Raw genomic sequence first — 19,777 nt, forward strand, 5'->3', positions numbered from 1 at the left:
ATCACTTTGGTAGCGCAGTTCTCATGGTTCTCGTGCAAGGCGACACACTTCGGTAACTCCTTGCTTATGGGCGCGGTCGGTCTGTCACCCTGTCGGCATCGACCGAACCGATTCGTCCGGACCGCCCGGGGAGCCGCAGATGGGGGTCATTCCCACGCAGCGGGAGACCGCCTCCCGTGCCTTCGCGGTACCCGCGCACGCGTCCGGTCCGGGCGCGTACGCCGCGGGGGCATGCCCGCGGACGCACGCGACACTGCCCGGGGGCTCCCTCGCGCCCGGCGCCGCCCGCGCGCGGCTGCGCGCCGCGCTGACCGAGTGGACGGACCTCGGGTTCGAGATCGGCGAGCGACTGGCCGAGGACGCCCTGATCGTGGTCAGCGAACTGGTCACCAACGCCGTCGTGCACGCGGGCACCGACGTCGAGCTGACCTGCCGGCTGGAGCCGGAGACCGGCGCCTGCGTGGTCGAGGTGTGCGACCACCACCCCTCGCGCCCCCTCCGCGACCACGGCTCCGGGGCACCGCACGAGACCCCGGAGCACGGCCGCGGCCTGCGGCTCGTCGCGACGCTCTGCGAGGCGTGGGGCGTCACCTACCGGGCCGGCGCCAAGACGGTGTGGGCGCGGCTGCCCGCCGAGGCCGGCCCGGCGGAGGAGGCCGGGGAGGCTGTGTACGGCGCCGAGCGCGGGCTCGGCATCGCCGAGGTCCTCGTCGCGCCCGAGCCCCAGCGCGCCGGGCGGGACCGGGACTGGCTGGGACGCGGCGCGCTGTCCTTCCTCGCGGAGGCCTCCGACCTGCTCGCCGGCCAGCTCGACGAGGACCTGGTCGCCTCGCTCACCGGACAGCTGCTCGTACCCCGGCTGGCCGACTGGTGCGCGGTGTGGCTGGAGGACGAGTCGACCGGCCGCTGGGGGGCCTCGCGCTGGAGCGGAGCCGAGGGCGGTGGAGGCTGGCACGACGGGACCGGCGCGGCCGGGCCGCGGCTCGCCCGTGTCTGGCACGGCAGCGAGAGCCGGATCGAGGAACTGCGCCGGGCCCTGGAGAAGGACCCGCCGCGCCCCACCGACGGCCTGCGGTCCGGGCCCGACCCGTACCCCTGGCCCGGGGAGGCCCTCGGCCCGCACGCGGCCCACGGCGCGGCGCTGGCGTACCGCCTGATCGCGGGAGGCCGTCCGCTGGGCACGCTGGTCATCGGTCGGACCGGGCTGCTCCGCTTCCCCGACGAGGTCACCGGGCTGATCGAGGACCTCAGCCGCCGGGTCGCCCTCGCCATCGGCGCGGCCCGGCAGTACGCCCGCCAGGCCACCATCAGCGCCGTGCTCCAGCGCGGCCTGCTGCCCGGCGCGGTCGCCGAGATCCCCGGTCTGCGCAGCGCGCTGGTGTACGAGCCGTGCGACAAGGGCGGCCCGAGCGGTGACTTCTACGACCTCTTCCCGGCCGGCGACGGCCGCTGGTGCTTCGCGGTCGGCGACGTGCAGGGCAAGGGTCCCGAGGCCGCCGTCGTCATCGGGCTCGCCCGCCCCTGGCTGCGGCTGCTGGCCCGCGAGGGCTACGGCGTCGCCGACGTCCTGGACCGCCTCAACCAGCTCCTCCTCGACGACGCCACCGAGGCCGCCGACGCCGCCGCGCGCGTCCTGGTGGCGGCCGGCGGGCGGACCCCGGTCCCCGGCGACACCCAGACCCGGTTCCTGTCCCTGCTGTACGGCGAGCTGGTCCCCTTCGACGGTGGCGTGCGCTGCACCCTCGCCTCCGCCGGGCACCCGCTGCCGCTGGTCCTCGGGCGCGAGGGAGGCGTCCGTACGGTGGCCCGGCCGCAGGCGCTGCTCGGGGTGATCGAGGACGAGACGTACGCCTGCGAGACCTTCGACCTGCGGCCCGGCGACACCCTGCTGTGCGTCACCGACGGCGTCACCGAGCGGCGCTCAGGCTCCCGTCAGTTCGACGACGGCGACGGCCTCGCCACGGCCCTCGCCGCCTGCGCCGGGCTCGACGCGGAACCGATCGCCGAGCGCATCCGCCGGCTCGTACACGACTTCGGGACGGGCCCGCCGGAGGACGACCTGGCCCTGCTGGTACTCCAGGCCGAACGCGACTGACAGAACACGACGCCCGAAGAAGCCGCCCAGCCCCCGCCGCTCCGGCGGCCGGGCCGGGCTTCTCCCGTCGTGCTGGACAATGGAAGGCATGCCTTCCGCACTTCCCGATGGTGAGTCCGTTCCCGATGACGGTGCGCTGCCCGTGGCCGCGCTCGCCGGGGCGGCCGAACGGCCCCTCGGGTTCTATCTGCACGTCCCCTACTGCGCGACCCGCTGCGGCTACTGCGACTTCAACACCTACACCGCCACCGAGCTGCGCGGCACCGGCGGGGTGCTCGCCTCCCGTGACAACTACGCCGGGACGCTGACCGACGAGGTGCGCCTCGCCCGCAAGGTGCTCGGCGACGACCCGCGCGAGGTCCGCACGGTCTTCGTCGGCGGCGGCACGCCCACGCTGCTGCCCGCCGAGGACCTGGTGCGGATGCTGGGGGCGATCCGCGACGAGTTCGGCCTCGCGGCCGACGCCGAGATCACGACGGAGGCCAACCCCGAGTCGGTCGACCCCGCCTACCTGGCCACGCTCCGCGAGGGCGGCTTCAACCGGATCTCCTTCGGCATGCAGAGCGCCCGGCAGCACGTGCTCAAGATCCTCGACCGCACCCACACGCCCGGCCGCCCCGAGGCCTGTGTGGCCGAGGCCCGCGCCGCCGGCTTCGAGCACGTCAACCTCGACCTGATCTACGGCACCCCCGGCGAGTCCGACGACGACTGGCGGGCCTCGCTGGACGCGGCCCTCGGCGCCGGCCCCGACCACGTCTCGGCGTACGCCCTCATCGTGGAGGAGGGCACCCGGCTCGCCCGCCGGATCCGGCGCGGGGAGATCCCGATGACGGACGACGACGTGCACGCCGACCGCTACCTGATCGCCGAGGAGACGCTGACCGCGGCGGGCTTCGAGTGGTACGAGGTGTCCAACTGGGCCACCTCGGAAGCCGGCCGCTGCCTGCACAACGAGCTGTACTGGCGCGGCGCCGACTGGTGGGGCGCGGGACCCGGCGCGCACAGCCACGTGGGGGGCGTGCGCTGGTGGAACGTGAAGCACCCCGGCGCGTACGCGGCGGCCCTCGCGGCCGGCCGCTCCCCGGGCGCCGGCCGGGAACTCCTCACCGAGGAGGACCGCCGGGTGGAGCGCGTCCTGCTGGAGCTGCGGCTGCGCGAGGGCGTCCCCCTGGACCTGCTGCGCCCGGACGGCCTCGCCGCGTCCCGGCGCGCGTTGTCCGACGGGCTGCTCCAGGAAGGGCCGTACGAGGCGGGGCGTGCCGTGCTCACCCTGCGGGGCCGGCTGCTGGCGGACGCGGTGGTGCGGGATCTGGTGGATTGATCACTCGGCGGAGTGAACCACCGCAGAGCCTCGGTTCGACCCCCCAACCTGCTACAAGGGAGAGCAGAAGACGAAGTTCGGCGATCCGCTGACACTCGACGCCCTCGGTGCCGAACTCGACAGGAGCGGATTCGGCACGTCGCCCGACGTCATGCCCCACCGCCGGCCGTTGCCGTGACGAAATCGATCAGCTCCTCCACCCGCCCGAGCAACTCCGGCTCCAGGTCCTTGTAGGACCGCACGCGGGACAGGATCCCCTGCCAGGCCGCGCCCGTGTTCTCCGGCCAGCCCAGGGCGCGGCACACGCCGGTCTTCCAGTCCTGGCCGCGCGGGACGCGGGGCCAGGACTCGATCCCGAGCGAGGAGGGCTTCACGGCCTCCCAGACGTCGATGTACGGGTGGCCGACCACCAGCGCGTGCTCGCTGGTCACCGACTCGGCGATGCGCCACTCCTTGCTGCCGGGCACCAGGTGGTCCACGAGGACGCCGAGGCGGGCGTCCGGACCGGGCGCGAACGCCTCGACGATCGCCGGCAGGTCGTCCACGCCCTCCAGGTACTCCACGACCACGCCCTCGACGCGCAGGTCGTCGCCCCACACCTTCTCGACCAGTTCGGCGTCGTGCCGGCCCTCGACGTAGATGCGCCCGGCGCGGGCCACACGCGCGCGTGCCCCGGGCACGGCGACCGAACCGGATGCGGTACGGGTGGGCCGTACCGGGCCTGACGACGGCTTCACCAGGGTGACCACCCGGCCCTCCAGCAGGAAGCCGCCGGACGCGAGCGGGAACACCCGGTGCTTGCCGAAACGGTCCTCCAGTGTCACCGTGCCCGCCTCGCAGCGGATCACCGCCCCGCAGAAGCCGGTCCCGGGCTCCTCCACGACCAGACCCGGCTCGGCGGGAACCTCCGGCACGGGCCGGGGCTTCTTCCAGGGCGGAGTGAGGTCGGGCGAATACTGGCGCATTCGAGTGACGATATGGACAGGCCCGTGTCCGATCAGAGCGACACGCCGAAGCGCGCGGCCAGGGCGTCCCGCTGGGCGCGGACGAAGGCGGCGTCCACCACCGCTCCGTGACCGGGGACGTACAGCGCGTCCTCGCCGCCGAGCGCCAGCAGCCGGTCGAGGGCGGCGGGCCACCGGGACGGCACGGCGTCCGGGCCCGCCTGGGGCTCGCCGGACTCCTCGACCAGGTCCCCGCAGAACACCACGGTCTGGTCGCCCGGCACCACCACCGCGAGGTCGTGCGTGGAGTGCGCCGGGCCCATGTTCGCCAGCAGCACCTCCCGCCCGCCACCGAGCCGGAGGGTGAGCCGGTCCCGGACCTCGTGGCCGGGCCTTACCAGGGCGTCCGCCGCCTCCTCGGCCGCCTTGGCGTCCAGGCCTTGGCGCACCGCGTCCCCGCGCAGCTCGGCGCGCTCACCGCTGTCACCGAACACGGCGTCCGCGCCCTCGGCGGCGAAGATCTCCGCGCCGTCGAACTGCGCGGCCCCGAAGATGTGGTCGAAGTGGGGGTGGGTGAGCGCGAGATGTGTCACATCACCACCGGCGAGCGCCCGCGCCCACGCACGCAACCGTGCGCCCTCCGCGTGGCTCGAACCCGCGTCGACCATCAGCGCGGCGCCCTCCCCGACGACCAGCCCGACCGTGCAGTCCCATCCGGGCAGGCGGCACCGCCCCACCCCGTCCGCCAGCCGTTCCCATTCCAGTTCTTCCCGAGGGGCTTCCCGCGCATCCGTCATAGGGCGACGCTAGCGGTGATGCCCGCCGGGTACGACATCCCGGCCGATCCCGGGTGATCCCGGTCCCGACCTCGTAGTCCGTCGCGGCCCGGCCTTGCCGGGGGCGTACCCGGCAGCCGTACACTGGGCCGGGTAGAGCTGGCACTCGTATGCGCAGAGTGCCAGGCGGGTGGCCGAGGAACGACCCTGGAGGTGCGCGCGATGCTCAGCGAGCGGCGGCTTCAGGTGCTGCGCGCCATCGTCCAGGACTACGTCGGCACCGAGGAGCCGGTGGGCTCCAAGGCCCTCACCGAGCGGCACAGCCTGGGCGTCTCACCGGCCACGGTCCGCAACGACATGGCGGCCCTGGAGGACGAGGGCTACATCGCCCAGCCGCACACCAGTGCCGGCCGTATCCCCACCGACAAGGGGTACCGCCTGTTCGTCGACAAGCTGGCCGAGGTCAAGCCGATGACCGCGCCCGAGCGGCGTGCCATCCAGAACTTCCTCGACGGCGCCGTCGACCTCGACGACGTGGTGGCCCGCACGGTACGGCTGCTCGCCCAGCTGACCCGGCAGGTCGCCGTCGTGCAGTATCCGTCGCTGACCCGTTCGACCGTGCGGCACGTGGAACTGCTTGCTCTCGCGCCCGCGCGTGTGATGCTCGTGCTGATCACGGACACCGGCCGGGTCGAGCAGCGGATGGTCGACTGCCCGGCGCCCTTCGGGGAGACCTCCCTGGCCGATCTGCGGGCACGGCTGAACAGCCGGGTCGCGGGCCGCCGTTTCACGGACGTCCCGCACCTCGTGGAGGACCTGCCCGACGGCTTCGACCTCGAGGACCGGGGTACCGTCTCGACCGTGCTGTCCACCCTCCTGGAGACGCTCGTCGAGGAGAACGAGGAGCGGCTGGTCATCGGCGGCACCGCCAACCTCACCCGCTTCGCGCACGACTTCCCGCTCACGATCCGGCCCGTTCTGGAGGCGCTGGAGGAGCAGGTCGTGATGCTGAGGCTGCTCGGTGAGACGCAGAATCCGGGCATGACCGTGCGCATCGGTCACGAGAACGCCCACGAAGGACTCAACTCCACGTCCATCGTGTCGGTCGGCTACGGTTCGGGCGGCGAGGCAGTGGCCAAGCTCGGCGTGGTCGGACCGACCCGCATGGATTACCCGGGAACGATGGGAGCGGTACGCGCAGTGGCACGGTACGTCGGACAGATCCTGGCGGAGTCGTAGGTGGCCACGGACTACTACGCCGTTCTCGGCGTGCGCCGTGACGCGTCGCAGGAAGAGATCAAGAAGGCCTTCCGGCGGCTCGCGCGCGAGCTGCACCCGGATGTCAACCCGGATCCGAAGACCCAGGAGCGGTTCAAGGAGATCAACGCCGCCTACGAGGTGCTCTCCGACCCGCAGAAGAAGCAGGTCTACGATCTCGGCGGCGACCCCCTCTCGCAGGCCGGCGCGGCCGGCGCGAGCGGCTTCGGGGCCGGTTCCTTCGGGAACTTCTCCGACATCATGGACGCCTTCTTCGGCACGGCGTCGCAGCGCGGACCGCGTTCGCGCACGCGCCGCGGCCAGGACGCGATGATCCGGCTCGAGGTCGAGCTGGACGAGGCGGCCTTCGGCACCACGAAGGACATCCAGGTCGACACGGCCGTCGTCTGCAACACGTGCAGCGGCGAGGGAGCGGCCCCGGGCACCACCGCGCAGACCTGCGACATGTGCCGCGGCCGGGGTGAGGTCTCGCAGGTCACCCGGTCCTTCCTGGGCCAGGTCATGACGTCGCGCCCGTGCCCCCAGTGCCAGGGCTTCGGCACGGTGGTGCCCACCCCGTGCCCGGAGTGCGCCGGCGACGGCCGCATCCGCGCCCGCCGCACCCTGACCGTGAAGATCCCGGCCGGGGTCGACAACGGCACGCGCATCCAGCTCGCGGGCGAGGGCGAGGTCGGCCCCGGCGGCGGTCCGGCCGGCGACCTGTACGTCGAGATCCACGAGCTGCCGCACCAGACCTTCCAGCGGCGCGGTGACGACCTGCACTGCACGGTCACCATCCCGATGACCGCGGCGGCCCTCGGCACCAAGGTGCCGCTGGAGACCCTGGACGGCCTGGAGGAGGTCGACATCCGCCCGGGCACCCAGTCCGGCCAGTCGATCCCACTGCACGGCCGGGGCGTCACGCACCTGCGCGGCGGCGGCCGGGGCGACCTCATCGTCCACGTCGAGGTCCAGACCCCGACCAAGCTCGACCCCGAGCAGGAACGCCTGCTGCGCGAGCTCTCCAAGCTGCGCGGCGAGGAACGCCCACAGGGGCAGTTCCAGCCGGGGCAGCAGGGGCTGTTCTCGCGGTTGAAGGACGCGTTCAACGGTCGCTGAGGCGGGCTGGGGTCGGCCGGGGGTCCCGTGCCGAGGCGGGGCCCGGGTCGGCCGGGTTCAGTGGTTGGGCCGGAAGGGATTCCTCCGGCATATGCCGGAGGTCGCCCGGATTCGGACTCGTCAAGCGGACGTGACAACATGCCGTCATGTCCTCCGCACTGACCGATCTCTTCCCGCACCCGATCGTGCAGGCGCCGATGGCGGGCGGTCCGGCGGTGCCGCCGCTCGCCGCGGCGGTGTCCGATGCGGGTGGGCTGGGATTCCTCGCCGCCGGTTACAAGACCGCCGACGGCATGTACCAGGAGATCAAGCAGCTGCGCGGACTGACCGGCCGCCCCTTCGGCATCAACGTGTTCATGCCGCAGCCGGAGAGCGCCGAGACCGGCGCCGTCGACCTCTACGCCCACCAGCTCGCCGGCGAGCCCGGCTGGTACGAGACCGAACTCGGCGACCCGGATTCCGGACGCGACGACGGCTACGACGCCAAGCTCGCCGTGCTCCTGGAGGATCCGGTGCCGGTCGTCTCCTTCCACTTCGGCGTGCCCGCCCGCGAGGTCGTGGACTCCCTGCACCGGGTCGGCACCTTCGTCCTCGCCACCGCCACCACCACCGAGGAGGCGCTCGCCGTGGACCGCTCGGGCGCGGACGCGGTGATCGCCCAGGGCGTGGAGGCCGGCGGTCACCAGGGCACCCATCGCGACCTGCCGGAACAGAGCGGCGCCGGGATCGGCGTGCTCTCGCTCGTCGCGCAGCTCCGGGAGGCGGTCGCCCTGCCGATCATCGCCACGGGCGGCATCATGCGCGGCAGCCAGATCGCCGCCGTGCTCGCGGCGGGCGCCAGTGCCGCCCAGCTCGGCACGGCCTTCCTCGCCACCCCCGAGTCCGGCGCGCACGAGCTGCACAAGCAGGCCCTCACCGACCCGGTGTTCCCGCGTACGGAGCTGACCCGGGCGTTCTCCGGACGGCCGGCCCGCGGACTGGTCAACCGCTTCATGCGGGAGCACGGCCCGTACGCGCCCGCCGCCTACCCGGAGGTCCACCACCTCACCGCGCCGCTGCGCAAGGCGGCCGCCAAGGCGAAGGACGCGCAGGGCATGGCACTGTGGGCGGGCCAGGGCCACCGGATGGCCCGCGAGCTGCCCGCCGGGCAGCTGGTGGAGGTGCTGCTCGCCGAACTCGACGCCGCACGGGCGGCGCTGGAGGCCGGTTTCGCGGCAGGAGGTGACGCGCGATGACCGCGCCGGTGTTTGTCGTGGACGAACTGAGGTCAATCGGAACGGAGTTCGTGCTGGAGGGCCCCGAGGGGCGGCACGCGGTCTCGGTCAAGCGGCTGCGGCCGGGCGAGGACGTGGTGCTCACCGACGGCCGCGGGCTCTGGATCGAGGGCGTGGTCAAGGCCGCCGAGGGCAAGGACCGGCTGGTGGTCTCGGACTTGGCGTCCCTCGTCGAGGAACCGCCGGAGTCCCCCCGCATCACCGTCGTCCAGGCCCTGCCCAAGGGCGACCGCGGCGAACTCGCCGTGGAGACCATGACCGAGGTCGGCGTGGACGCGATCGTGCCCTGGTCCGCCTCCCGCTGTATCACGCAGTGGAAGGGCGACCGGGGTCTGAAGGCGCTCGGCAAGTGGCGCGCGACCGCCCGCGAGGCCGGCAAGCAGTCCCGCCGGGTGCGCTTCCCCGAGGTCGCGGACGCGGCGACGACCAAACAGGTTGCCGCACTTCTGGCCGAAGCCGACTTCGCCGCCGTGCTCCACGAGAGCGGCGAGGAACGCCTGGCCACCGTCGAACTCCCCGCCCAGGGCGACATCGTGCTGGTCGTCGGCCCCGAAGGCGGGGTGTCACCCGAGGAACTGGCGCAGTTCAGGGACGCGGGGGCGAAGGCGTACGTGCTCGGCCCCACCGTGCTGCGCACCTCCACCGCCGGCACGGCGGCCGCCGCCCTGCTGCTGGGCCGTACCGGCCGCTGGTCCTGACCGGCGGGGCCGCATGAGCGCGGGCGCGCGCGGCGCGCGTGTGGCCGTATGCGCTCTACCGCCCCGGGCGCGGCGGTGGCAGGCTGCCGTGCATGGGGGCATCCAGGCGGATTCGGCACCTGCCGTGCGGGCGGCGGGTGAGGGCCGTGGCGGTGCTCGCGGCGGTCGCCGCGGGCGGTGCCGTCGCATGTGAACCCGGCGGGCTCAACGCCGCGTCCGCGGCGTACACGACCGACAGCACCGCGACGGCGGAGCTGAACCGGCGGCACGTGCCGGTGAGCTGGATCAGCTGCACGGGCAGGGACGACGGCGTAGGGACGCGCGCGGCGGGGAGCCAGGGGAACCGGTCGCCGTCGGCGTCCGAGACCACCGTGGTCTCCGTGGACTGCCAGGGGGAGACGAAGGACGGCCGGAAGATCTCCGTCACCGGGAAGGTCACCCGGGCCGTCGACGGAGCCTGTGTGCGCGGGGACCTGACCGCCAGGGTGGGCGGCAGGGTCGTGTTCCACGTGGGCGGCCTCGGCAACTGCGACGCCACGACCGCACCGACGTACCGCCCGCCCGTCACCTACCGGCCCACCCACGGTCAGCCGGAGCCGGCGGTCACGGTGACCGTCACCCGGACCATCTGGTGCCAGGGCGATCCCACCTGCTGGCCCGTCCGGGGCAAGTGAGGCCGCACCGCCGCCGGTTGTGCGCGGGGGGAGCCATCCGACCCCTGTCCGTCGCCGTCGCCCCTGCGTAGGGTGATCACGTGACTCAGCCCGCATCGTCTCCGTCGCCCGTGCCGTCCGCATCGTCCGCCTCCACCGCGTATCTCCGGTTCCCGCACCTGCGCGGCGAGTTGGTCGCCTTCACCGCCGAGGACGACGTGTGGCTCGCGCCGCTGGACGGCGGCAGGGCCTGGCGGGTCAGCGCCGACAACGTGCCGACGAACCACCCCCGCATCTCGCCCGACGGCGCCTTCGTCGCCTGGACCTCCACCCGTGACGGCGCTCCCGAGGCGCACATCGCCCCGGTCGCCGGCGGTCCCGCCAGGCGCCTGACGTACTGGGGGAGTTCGAAGACCCAGGTGCGCGGCTGGACCCCGGACGGCGAGGTCCTCGCGATCAGCACCCAGGGCCAGGCCAGCCTGCGCCGCACCTGGGCGCGCGCCGTCCCGCTCGACGGCGGACCGGCAACCACCCTGCCGTACGGGCCCGTCGGCGACGTCGTCCACGGCCCGCACACCGTCCTGCTGTCCGCGCCGATGGGCCGCGAGGCGGCCTGGTGGAAGCGGTACCGGGGCGGCACGGCGGGCAAGCTGTGGATCGACCGTGAGGACGCCGGGGAGTTCGTCCGGCTGCACGAGGACCTGGACGGCAACCTCGAATACCCGCTGTGGGTGGGGGAGAGGATCGCGTTCCTCTCCGACCACGAGGGCACCGGCGCGCTGTACTCCTCCCTCGCCGACGGCTCCGACCTGCGCCGGCACACCCAGTTGGACGGTTTCTACGCCCGGCACGCCGCCACCGACGGCACCCGGGTCGTCTACTCCAGCGCCGGTGAACTGTGGCTGCTTGACGATCTGGACGGCGCCGATCCGCGCCGGATCGACGTCCGGCTCGGCGGGCCGCGCGTCGACCTCCAGCCGTATCCGGTGAACGCCTCCCACTGGTTCGGCTCGGCGGCCCCCGACCACACCGCGCGCGGCAGCGCGGTCGCCGTGCGCGGCGCCGTCCACTGGGTCACCCACCGCTCCGGTCCCGCCCGCGCGCTCGCCGCCGAGCCCGGCGTACGCACCCGGCTGCCGCGCACCTTCCGCGCCGAGGGCGAGGAGTGGGTGGTGTGGGTGACGGACGCCGAGGGCGACGACGCCCTGGAGTTCGCGCCCGCCACCGGCCTGGCGCCCGGCGTCACCCCGCGCCGGCTGGGCGCCGGGCAGCTCGGCCGCGTCCTGGAACTCGCCACCGCCCCCGACGGCAGCCGCGTCGCCGTCGCCTCGCACGACGGCCGGCTGCTGCTCGTCGAACGCGAGAGCGGCGAGGTGCGCGAGGTCGACCGCAGCGAGCACGGGGACGTCGGCGACCTCGCCTTCTCGCCCGACTCCGCCTGGCTGGCCTGGTCGCACCCCGGGCCGCGCCCCCTCAGCCAGCTCCGCCTCGCCAACACCACCGACCTGTCGGTCACCGAGGCGACCCCGCTGCGCTTCCGGGACCACGCGCCCGCGTTCACCCTCGACGGCAAGCACCTCGCCTTCCTCTCCCACCGCTCCTTCGACCCGGTCTACGACGAGCACGTCTTCGACCTGGCGTTCGTCGAGAGCTCCCGCCCGCACCTGATCACGCTCGCCGCGGCGACCCCCTCGCCGTTCGGCCCGCAGCGGCACGGCCGGCCCTTCGAGGCGCCCGACAAGGACGAGACCCCGGACAGCGAGGGTGTCCCGGCGACACGGATCGACCTGGAGGGCCTGGCCGACCGCATCGTGCCGTTCCCGGTCGAGGCCGCCCGCTACTCGAACCTGCGCGCCGCCAAGGACGGCGTGCTCTGGCTCAGGCACCCGGTGCGCGGTGTTCTCGGCGCCTCCCGCGCCACGCCCGGCGACCCGGACCCGAAGACCGAGCTGGAGCGCTACGACCTCCTCCAGCAGCGCATCGAGCATCTCGCCGCCGACGCCGACCACTTCGCGGTCAGCGGCGACGGCAAGCGGGTCCTGCTGTGGACGGACGGCAAGCTCAAGGTCGTGCCGAGCGACCGGCGCGCCTCCGGCGACGAGGACAGCGACTCCAACATCACCGTCGACCTCGGCCGGGTCCGGCAGACCGTCGACCCGGCAGCCGAGTGGCGGCAGATGTACGAGGAGACCGGCCGCGTCATGCGGGACCACTTCTGGCGGCCGGACATGGGCGGCGTCGACTGGGACGGCGTCCTCGACCGCTACCGGCCCGTCCTGGACCGGATCGCCACCCACGACGACCTGGTCGACCTGCTCTGGGAGGTGCACGGCGAGCTGGGCACCTCGCACGCCTACGTCATGCCGCCCGGGGGCTTCGGGCACGGCACCCGGCAGGGGCTGCTCGGCGCGGACATCTCCCGGCACCAGGACGGGAGTTGGCGGATCGACCGGATCCTGCCCTCGGAGACCTCCGACCCGGACGCGCGCAGCCCGCTCGCCGCTCCCGGCGTCGCGGTGCGCGCCGGGGACGCGATCGTCGCGGTCGGCGGCCGCCCCGTCGACCCGGTGGCCGGCCCCGGCCCGCTGCTGGTCGGCACGGCGGACAAGCCGGTCGAACTGACCGTCCTGCCGGCCGGCGGGGGCGACCCGCGGCACGCGGTCGTGGTCCCCGTCGCCGACGAGGAACCCCTGCGCTACCACGCGTGGGTGGCCGACCGCCGCGCCTACGTCCACGAGCGGTCCGGCGGCCGCCTCGGCTACCTGCACGTGCCGGACATGCAGGCCCCCGGCTGGGCGCAGATCCACCGCGACCTGCGCGTGGAGGTGGCCCGCGAAGGGCTCGTCGTCGACGTCCGCGAGAACCGCGGCGGCCACACCTCCCAGCTCGTGGTGGAGAAGCTGGCCCGGCGGATCGTCGGCTGGGACCTGCCCCGCGGCATGCGGCCGGAGAGCTACCCGCTGGACGCGCCCCGCGGCCCGGTCGTCGCCGTCGCCAACGAGTTCTCGGGATCCGACGGCGACATCGTCAACGCGGCGATCAAGGCGCTGGGCATCGGGCCGGTCGTCGGCACCCGCACCTGGGGCGGCGTGATCGGCATCGACAGCCGCTACCGCCTGGTCGACGGCACGCTGATCACCCAGCCCAAGTACGCCTTCTGGCTGGAGGGTTACGGGTGGGGCGTGGAGAACCACGGGGTGGACCCGGACGTCGAGGTCGCGCAACGCCCGCAGGACCACGCGGCGGGCCACGACGTCCAGCTCGACGAGGCGATCCGCCTCGCGCTTCAGGCGCTCCAGGAGACACCCGCGAAGACGCCGCCGTCCCTGCCGTGACCGTCCGGGGGGCGAGGCCCCCGGACCCGGCCGGATCCGCGCGCCCTGGATACCATGCCCCCGTACCCGATCAACCCGGCGTGAGGAGCACCCGCATGGCAGGGGAACCCCAGGGCGACTGCCTGTTCTGCAAGATCGTCGCGGGACAGGTCCCGGCCACGATCGTCCGCGAGACGGAGACGACTGTCGCCTTCCGGGACATCAACCCCCAGGCGCCCACCCACGTCCTGGTGATTCCCAGGGCGCACTACAAGGACGCCGCGGTCCTCGCCACCGAGGCTCCCGGACTCGCCGCGGACGTGCTGCGCGAGACGCAGGCGATCGCCGACGAGGACAAGCTGGACAGCTACCGCATCGTGTTCAACACCGGTTCCGGCGCGGGCCAGACCGTCTGGCACGCCCACGCGCACGTCCTCGGCGGCCGCGGCCTCGAGTGGCCCCCCGGGTAGGCCGTCGTGTCCGTACGTGAACTGGTCGTCCTCGGCACCGCCAGCCAGGTGCCCACCCGGCACCGCAACCACAACGGCTATCTGCTGCGCTGGGACGGCGAGGGCATCCTGTTCGACCCCGGCGAGGGCACCCAGCGCCAGATGCTGCGCGCCGGGGTCGCGGCGCACGACCTGAACCGGATCTGCGTCACCCACTTCCACGGCGACCACAGCCTCGGCCTGGCCGGGGTGATCCAGCGGATCAACCTCGACCAGGTGCCGCACGAGATCACCGCCCACTACCCGCGTTCGGGCCGGCGCTTCTTCGACCGCCTGCGCCACGCCACCGCCTACCGCGAGACGGTCGAGCTCACCGAGGCCCCGGTCGACGCCGACGGCGTCCTCGCGACGACCTCGGCGTACACCCTCGAAGCCCGCCGGCTCTCCCACCCGGTGGAATCCTTCGGCTACCGGCTCGTCGAGCCGGACGGGCGCCGCATGCTGCCCGAGCGGCTCGCCGCGCACGGGATCAAGGGCCCGGACGTGGGCCGCGTCCAGCGCGAGGGTTCCCTGGACGGGGTGCCGCTGGAGGCCGTCAGCGAGGTGCGGCGCGGACAGCGGTTCGCGTTCGTCATGGACACCCGGCTGTGCGAGGGCGTGCACGCGCTCGCCGAGGGCTGCGACATGCTGGTCATCGAGTCGACCTTCCTCGACGAGGACGAACAGCTGGCCGTCGAGTTCGGTCACCTGACGGCCGGTCAGGCGGCGCGGGTGGCGCGGGACGCCGGTGTGCGGCATCTGGTCCTCACCCACTTCAGCCAGCGGTACACCGACCCGGACGACTTCGAGCGGCAGGCGCGGGCGGCCGGGTTCGACGGCGAGCTGACCGTGGCGCACGACCTGCTCAGGGTGCCGGTTCCGAAACGTCGCTGACCAGGTCGTACGATGTTCCGATGCCGCTGCCGAAAGCCGAACTGCACCTGCACGTCGAAGGCACCCTGGAGCCCGAGCTGGCTTTCGAGCTGGCCGCGCGCAACGGCGTCGAGCTGCCGTACGCGGACACCGACGCGCTCCGCGAGGCCTACCGGTTCGAGGACCTCCAGTCCTTCCTGAACCTGTACTACGGGCTCATGGCCGTCCTGCGCACCGAGCGGGACTTCGAGGACCTGGCCGACGCCTATCTCGCGCGGGCCGCCGCGCAGGGCGTGCGGCACGCGGAGATCTTCTTCGACCCGCAGGCCCACCTCTCCCGGGGCGTCGGCATGGGCACGGTCGTCGACGGGCTGTGGCGGGCGCTGGGCCGCAGCCAGGAGAAGCACGGCGTCTCGACCCGGCTGATCATGTGCTTCCTGCGCGACGAGTCCGCCGAGTCGGCCATGGAGACGCTGGAGGCCGCCAAGCCGTACCTCGACCGGATCGCGGGGATCGGACTGGACTCCGCCGAGGCGGGCCACCCGCCGGCGAAGTTCCGCGAGGTGTACGAGGCCGCCGCCGCCCTCGGGCTGCGGCGCGTGGCGCACGCCGGCGAGGAGGGCCCGCCGGAGTACATCGCGCAGGCCCTCGACGTGCTCGGCGTCGAGCGCGTCGACCACGGGCTGCGCTGCGTGGAGGACCCGGAGCTGGTCGCCCGCCTGGTGCGCGACCGGATCCCGCTGACCCTGTGCCCCCTGTCGAACGTGCGCCTCCGCGCGGTCGGCACGCTGGCCGACCACCCGCTGCCCGCCATGCTGGACGCCGGCCTGCTGTGCACGGTCAACTCCGACGACCCGGCATACTTCGGCGGCTACGTCGGCGACAACTTCGACGCCGTCCGCGACACCCTGGGCCTTGGCGAGGACCGGCTGCGCGAACTGGCCCGCAACTCCTTCCTCGCCTCCTTCCTGGAGCACGACGAGGAACTGCGCCGTCGGTACCTCGCCGAGGTCGAGGCGTACGAGTTCCCGTAAGCCCCCGCCGAACCCGTCTCCCGCATGCGCCGGGTGCCCTGTGCGCCCGGCGCATGCGGCTTTCCGGACGTCTGCGGGTTCCCGGCGGCCGACCGCGCGACCCCCGCAGGCCCGTTGACGGAGCATGTTCGCGTTTCTAAACTCCGTTCCCATACATGGATAGCGTCTATGTGGGGAGATGGCCAGGGTGAGTCCGGAGACGAACACCGCGGGTCCGTCCGATGTGGTGCGCAGACTGCGGGAGGGGATGGCGGGCGGTGTGCTGTCCTTCCCGCTGACGGCGTTCCACGACGACGGGTCGCTCGACCCCGACGGCTGCCGCGCCTACCTGGCCGCTCAGCTCGCCACCGCGCCCGGCGCCGTCTTCCCGGCCTGCGGCACCGGCGAGTTCTTCTCGCTGGACGAGGACGAGTACCGCCAGGTCGTCTCGGCCGCCGTCGAGGAGGCGGCGGGCCGGGTGCCCGTGGTGGCGGGCGCCGGGTACGGCTGGGTGCAGGCCGCACGGTTCGCGCGCATCGCCGAGGAGGCCGGCGCCGACGCGCTCCTCGTCCTGCCGCACTACCTCGTCGCCGCCCCGCAGGACGGACTGGCCGCCCAGCTCGAACAGCTCGCGGCCCGCACCCGGCTGCCGCTCATCGCCTACCAGCGCGGTCAGGTGGCGTACGGCCTGGAGGCGTTCCGGCGCATCGCGCGGATCCCCTCGGTCATCGGCCTCAAGGACGGCCGCAGCGACCTCGACGCCCTCCAGCGGCTCACCCTCGCCGCCCCCGAGGGGTTCCTGTTCTTCAACGGTGCCCCCACCGCCGAGATGCAGGCCCGCGCCTACGCGGCCGTCGGTGTCCCCGCCTACTCCTCCGCCGTGCACGCCTTCGCCCCGGAGATCGCGAACGCCTTCTTCGCCGCGCTGCGGTCCGGCGACGGCGGCTCCGCCGACAAGCTGCTGCGCGACTTCTACGTCCCCTTCGTCGAACTGCGCGACCGGGTGCCCGGATACTCCGTGTCCCTGGTGAAGGCGGCCGCCCGGCTGCGCGGACGCCCCGTCGGACCCGTACGGGCCCCGCTCACCGACCCCTCGCCCGCCGACCTGGCCGACCTGAGGGAACTGCTGGACGCGGGACTCGACATGGTGGGGGCCGCCCTGTGACCCGCGACCTCACCGTCACCGAGGTACGGCTGACCCCGATCCTGATCGCCGACCCGCCGCTGCTGAACACCCAGGGCGTCCACCAGCCGTACACCCCCCGCCTGATCGTGGAGGTGGTGACGGCCGACGGGATCACCGGCTACGGCGAGACCTACGGCGACACCAAGTACCTGGAGCTGGCCCGCCCCCTCGCCGACCGGCTGACGGGACGTCGGATCACCGACCTGAACGGCCTCTTCGGCCTCGATCTCGCCGTGGACGCCTCCCGGGTGGAGAACGCCGTCGACGTCGGAGGGCTGCGCGGCGTCCAGACCGCCGACAAACTGCGCCTGTCCGTCCTGTCCGGCTTCGAGGTCGCCTGCCTGGACGCCCTCGGCAAGGCGCTCGGCCTGCCCGTGCACGCGCTGCTCGGCGGCAAGGTGCGCGACTCCGTCGAGTACAGCGCCTACCTCTTCTACAAGTGGGCCGGGCATCCGGAGGGCGTCGACTGCGAGAAGGACGACTGGGGCGCCGCCCTCGACCCGGCGGGGGTGGTGGAGCAGGCACGCGGGTTCACCGAGCGCCACGGCTTCACCTCCTTCAAGCTCAAGGGCGGCGTCTTCCCGCCCCGGGAGGAGATCGCCGCCGTACGGGCCCTGGCGGAGGCCTTTCCCGGACACCCGCTGCGGCTGGACCCCAACGGGGCCTGGTCGGTGGAGACCTCCGTGGAGGTGGCCCGGCAGCTCGGGGACGTCCTGGAGTACCTGGAGGACCCCGCCCTCGGCACGCCCGCCATGGCCGAGGTGGCCGCCCGGACCGGCGTGCCGCTGGCCACCAACATGTGCGTGACGACCTTCGCCGAGATCAAGGAGGCGTTCACCTCGAACGCGGTCCAGGTGCTGCTCTCCGACCACCACTACTGGGGCGGCCTGCGCAACACCCAGCACCTGGCGGCCCTGTGCGCCGCCTTCGGCGTCGGTGTGTCGATGCACTCCAACACCCATCTGGGGATCAGCCTGGCCGCGATGACCCACGTGGCGTCCACCGTGCCCGGCCTCCACCATGCCTGCGACACCCACTACCCCTGGCAGTCGGAGGACGTACTGACCGAGCGGCTCACCTTCGACGGCGGCCGGATCGCCGTCCCCGACGGCCCCGGTCTCGGCGTCGAACTCGACCGGGACAGGCTGGCCTTCCTGCACCGCCGCTGGGCCGAGGACGACGGCCGCCTGCGGGACCGGGACGACGCGGCGGCGATGCGCGTCGCCGAACCGGGCTGGACCGCCCCGCCGACCCCCCGCTGGTAGACGCGGTCCGCGCTCCCCGGCGTGAGCGCCGACGCGTCGTCGGCGCTCTGGTGCACACTGGCCGGACCAGTACCACGTCAGGGAGCGCACCGTGACCGCGTCCAACACGTCCGCCGGAGCGGGACCGGCTCACCCGGAGGACCGGGAGGACCGGGAGGACCGGGGAAACCTCGCGGACCGGGAGGACCGGGGAAACCTCGCGGACCGGGAGGACCGGGGAAACCTCGCGCGCCGGGAGGACCGGGGAAACCTCGCGGACCGGGAGGGTCGGGAGGACCGGGAGGACCGGGGAAACCTCGCGGACCGGGAGGACCGGGAGTACATCGTCGGGGCACCGCACGCCCACGTCGACGCCCAGGTCGACCCGCTGGCCGGGCTGCGCTCCGCGGACGATCCGCCCTGGGACGTGTACCTCACGGGCACCGTCTTCCTCGACATCATCTTCACCGGACTCGACTCCGCCCCGGTGCGCGGGACCGAGTCCTGGGCGCGCGGGATGGGGTCGAGCCCCGGCGGGGTGGCCAACATGGCGACCGCGCTGGCCCGCCTGGGACTGCGGACGTCCCTGGCGGCTGCCTTCGGCGACGACCACTACGGCGACTACTGCTGGGACGCGCTGGAACAGGGCGAGGGCATCGACCTGTCCCCGTCCGGCACCGTGCCCGGCTGGCACTCGCCGGTCACCGTCTCCATGGCGTACGAGGGCGAGCGCACCATGGTCTCGCACGGCCACGAGCCGCCCCCGGAGGCCGTGTTCCTCCAGGAGGGCGTCCCGGAGTGCCCTCCCCGCGCGCGTGCCGCCGTGGCCTCCCTGACGCCGGGCCGGCGCTCCCCGTGGATCGCCCAGGCCGCGGGCGAGGGCACGCGCATCTTCGGGGACGTCGGCTGGGACGACACCGGTGCCTGGGACCTGGCGGGCCTGTCCGACCTGGAGCACTGCGAGGCGTTCCTGCCCAACGCCGAGGAGGCGATGCGCTACACGGGCACCGACTGCCCGCGCGCCGCCGCGCACGCGCTCACCGCGTTCGTCCCGCTCGCGGTGGTCACCCTCGGCTCCGAGGGCGCCTACGCGGTCGACCGGCGCACGGGGGAGAGCGCCGAGGTGCCCGCCATCGCGGTGGAGGCACTGGACCCGACCGGCGCGGGCGACGTCTTCGTGGCCGGCTTCGTCACCGGCACCCTGGCCGGCTGGCCGCTGGCCGACCGCCTCGCCTTCGCCGGCCTCACCGCCGCCCTGTCCGTGCAGGAGTTCGGCGGCTCCCTGTCGGCCCCCGGCTGGTCCGAGATCGCCGCCTGGTGGCGCCGGGTCCAGTCGGTCGAGGGCCAGGATCCGGCGGCCCTGCGGCGGTACGCGTTCCTGGAGGACCTGGTTCCGGAGGCGAGTGTCGAGCCGTGGCCGCGGCGCCGGGCCGTGCCGACCATCGGGTTCCGCAGGCCGGCGTGACCGGTGCCGCGCGGTGCCGGGACCGAGCGCCGGCCCGCCCGCTGCGGCGGATTCCAC

16 protein-coding genes are annotated in these 19,777 nt (G+C 73.7%); 14 read left to right on the forward strand and 2 right to left on the reverse strand.

Translation table 11 applies throughout. The annotated features are described in order from the left end of the window. Positions 1-139 precede the first annotated feature (139 nt). Positions 140-2,095, forward strand: a complete 1,956-nt coding sequence (locus ACWC91_RS04895) for a SpoIIE family protein phosphatase (protein WP_450640883.1) — start codon at positions 140-142, stop codon at positions 2,093-2,095. Positions 2,096-2,183: 88 nt separating this feature from the next. Then, entirely contained in the window at positions 2,184-3,416 is a 1,233-nt protein-coding gene (gene hemW / locus ACWC91_RS04900) for a radical SAM family heme chaperone HemW (protein ID WP_225075096.1), read from the forward strand. A 149-nt stretch (positions 3,417-3,565) separates the two neighbouring features. On the opposite strand, the gene ACWC91_RS04905 is transcribed toward hemW, so the two are convergent. Together ACWC91_RS04905 and ACWC91_RS04910 are read right to left on the reverse strand one after the other, a co-directional pair. Continuing rightward, positions 3,566-4,381, reverse strand: a complete 816-nt coding sequence (locus ACWC91_RS04905; protein WP_376501012.1) for a DUF3097 domain-containing protein — start codon at positions 4,379-4,381, stop codon at positions 3,566-3,568. 32 nt (positions 4,382-4,413) lie between these two features. Continuing rightward, positions 4,414-5,157: an MBL fold metallo-hydrolase gene (locus ACWC91_RS04910; RefSeq protein WP_225075094.1), complete on the reverse strand. Its 744-nt coding sequence runs from the start codon at positions 5,155-5,157 to the stop codon at positions 4,414-4,416. A 201-nt stretch (positions 5,158-5,358) separates the two neighbouring features. On the opposite strand from ACWC91_RS04910, the gene hrcA reads away from it, so the two are divergent. The 12 genes from hrcA (at position 5,359) to ACWC91_RS04970 (ending at position 19,720) form a co-directional block, all read left to right on the forward strand. Further along, on the forward strand, positions 5,359-6,375 hold the full coding sequence (hrcA, locus tag ACWC91_RS04915) for a heat-inducible transcriptional repressor HrcA (protein WP_225075093.1): 1,017 nt from the start codon (positions 5,359-5,361) through the stop codon (positions 6,373-6,375). Then, entirely contained in the window at positions 6,376-7,512 is a 1,137-nt protein-coding gene (gene dnaJ, locus ACWC91_RS04920; RefSeq protein WP_225075092.1) for a molecular chaperone DnaJ, read from the forward strand. A 146-nt stretch (positions 7,513-7,658) separates the two neighbouring features. Beyond that, on the forward strand, positions 7,659-8,747 hold the full coding sequence (locus ACWC91_RS04925) for a nitronate monooxygenase (RefSeq protein WP_450640884.1): 1,089 nt from the start codon (positions 7,659-7,661) through the stop codon (positions 8,745-8,747). Continuing rightward, entirely contained in the window at positions 8,744-9,484 is a 741-nt protein-coding gene (locus tag ACWC91_RS04930; protein WP_225075090.1) for a 16S rRNA (uracil(1498)-N(3))-methyltransferase, read from the forward strand. Before ACWC91_RS04925 ends, ACWC91_RS04930 begins: the two co-directional genes overlap by 4 nt. A gap of 92 nt (positions 9,485-9,576) precedes the next feature. Continuing rightward, positions 9,577-10,158, forward strand: coding sequence for a hypothetical protein (locus ACWC91_RS04935; RefSeq protein WP_450640886.1), 582 nt, complete (start codon positions 9,577-9,579; stop codon positions 10,156-10,158). Positions 10,159-10,238: 80 nt separating this feature from the next. Continuing rightward, a complete protein-coding gene (locus tag ACWC91_RS04940) occupies positions 10,239-13,472 on the forward strand; it encodes a S41 family peptidase (RefSeq protein WP_450640887.1) in 3,234 nt (1,077 codons plus the stop codon). 95 nt (positions 13,473-13,567) lie between these two features. Beyond that, positions 13,568-13,921, forward strand: coding sequence for a histidine triad nucleotide-binding protein (locus ACWC91_RS04945; RefSeq protein ID WP_225075087.1), 354 nt, complete (start codon positions 13,568-13,570; stop codon positions 13,919-13,921). A gap of 6 nt (positions 13,922-13,927) precedes the next feature. Next, positions 13,928-14,833: a ribonuclease Z gene (locus ACWC91_RS04950; protein ID WP_450640889.1), complete on the forward strand. Its 906-nt coding sequence runs from the start codon at positions 13,928-13,930 to the stop codon at positions 14,831-14,833. Between the two features lie 20 nt (positions 14,834-14,853). Continuing rightward, complete coding sequence (locus ACWC91_RS04955) at positions 14,854-15,846, forward strand: adenosine deaminase (protein WP_450640891.1); 993 nt, start codon at positions 14,854-14,856, stop codon at positions 15,844-15,846. A 178-nt stretch (positions 15,847-16,024) separates the two neighbouring features. Next, on the forward strand, positions 16,025-16,990 hold the full coding sequence (locus ACWC91_RS04960; protein ID WP_376501003.1) for a 5-dehydro-4-deoxyglucarate dehydratase: 966 nt from the start codon (positions 16,025-16,027) through the stop codon (positions 16,988-16,990). Then, complete coding sequence (locus ACWC91_RS04965) at positions 16,987-18,276, forward strand: glucarate dehydratase family protein (RefSeq protein WP_450640892.1); 1,290 nt, start codon at positions 16,987-16,989, stop codon at positions 18,274-18,276. Before ACWC91_RS04960 ends, ACWC91_RS04965 begins: the two co-directional genes overlap by 4 nt. 322 nt (positions 18,277-18,598) lie before the next feature. Further along, positions 18,599-19,720 (forward strand): carbohydrate kinase family protein, encoded by a 1,122-nt coding sequence (locus ACWC91_RS04970; RefSeq protein WP_450640914.1) that lies wholly within the window; start codon positions 18,599-18,601, stop codon positions 19,718-19,720. Positions 19,721-19,777 lie beyond the last annotated feature (57 nt).

The organism is Streptomyces sp. NPDC001204, from assembly GCF_053598035.1.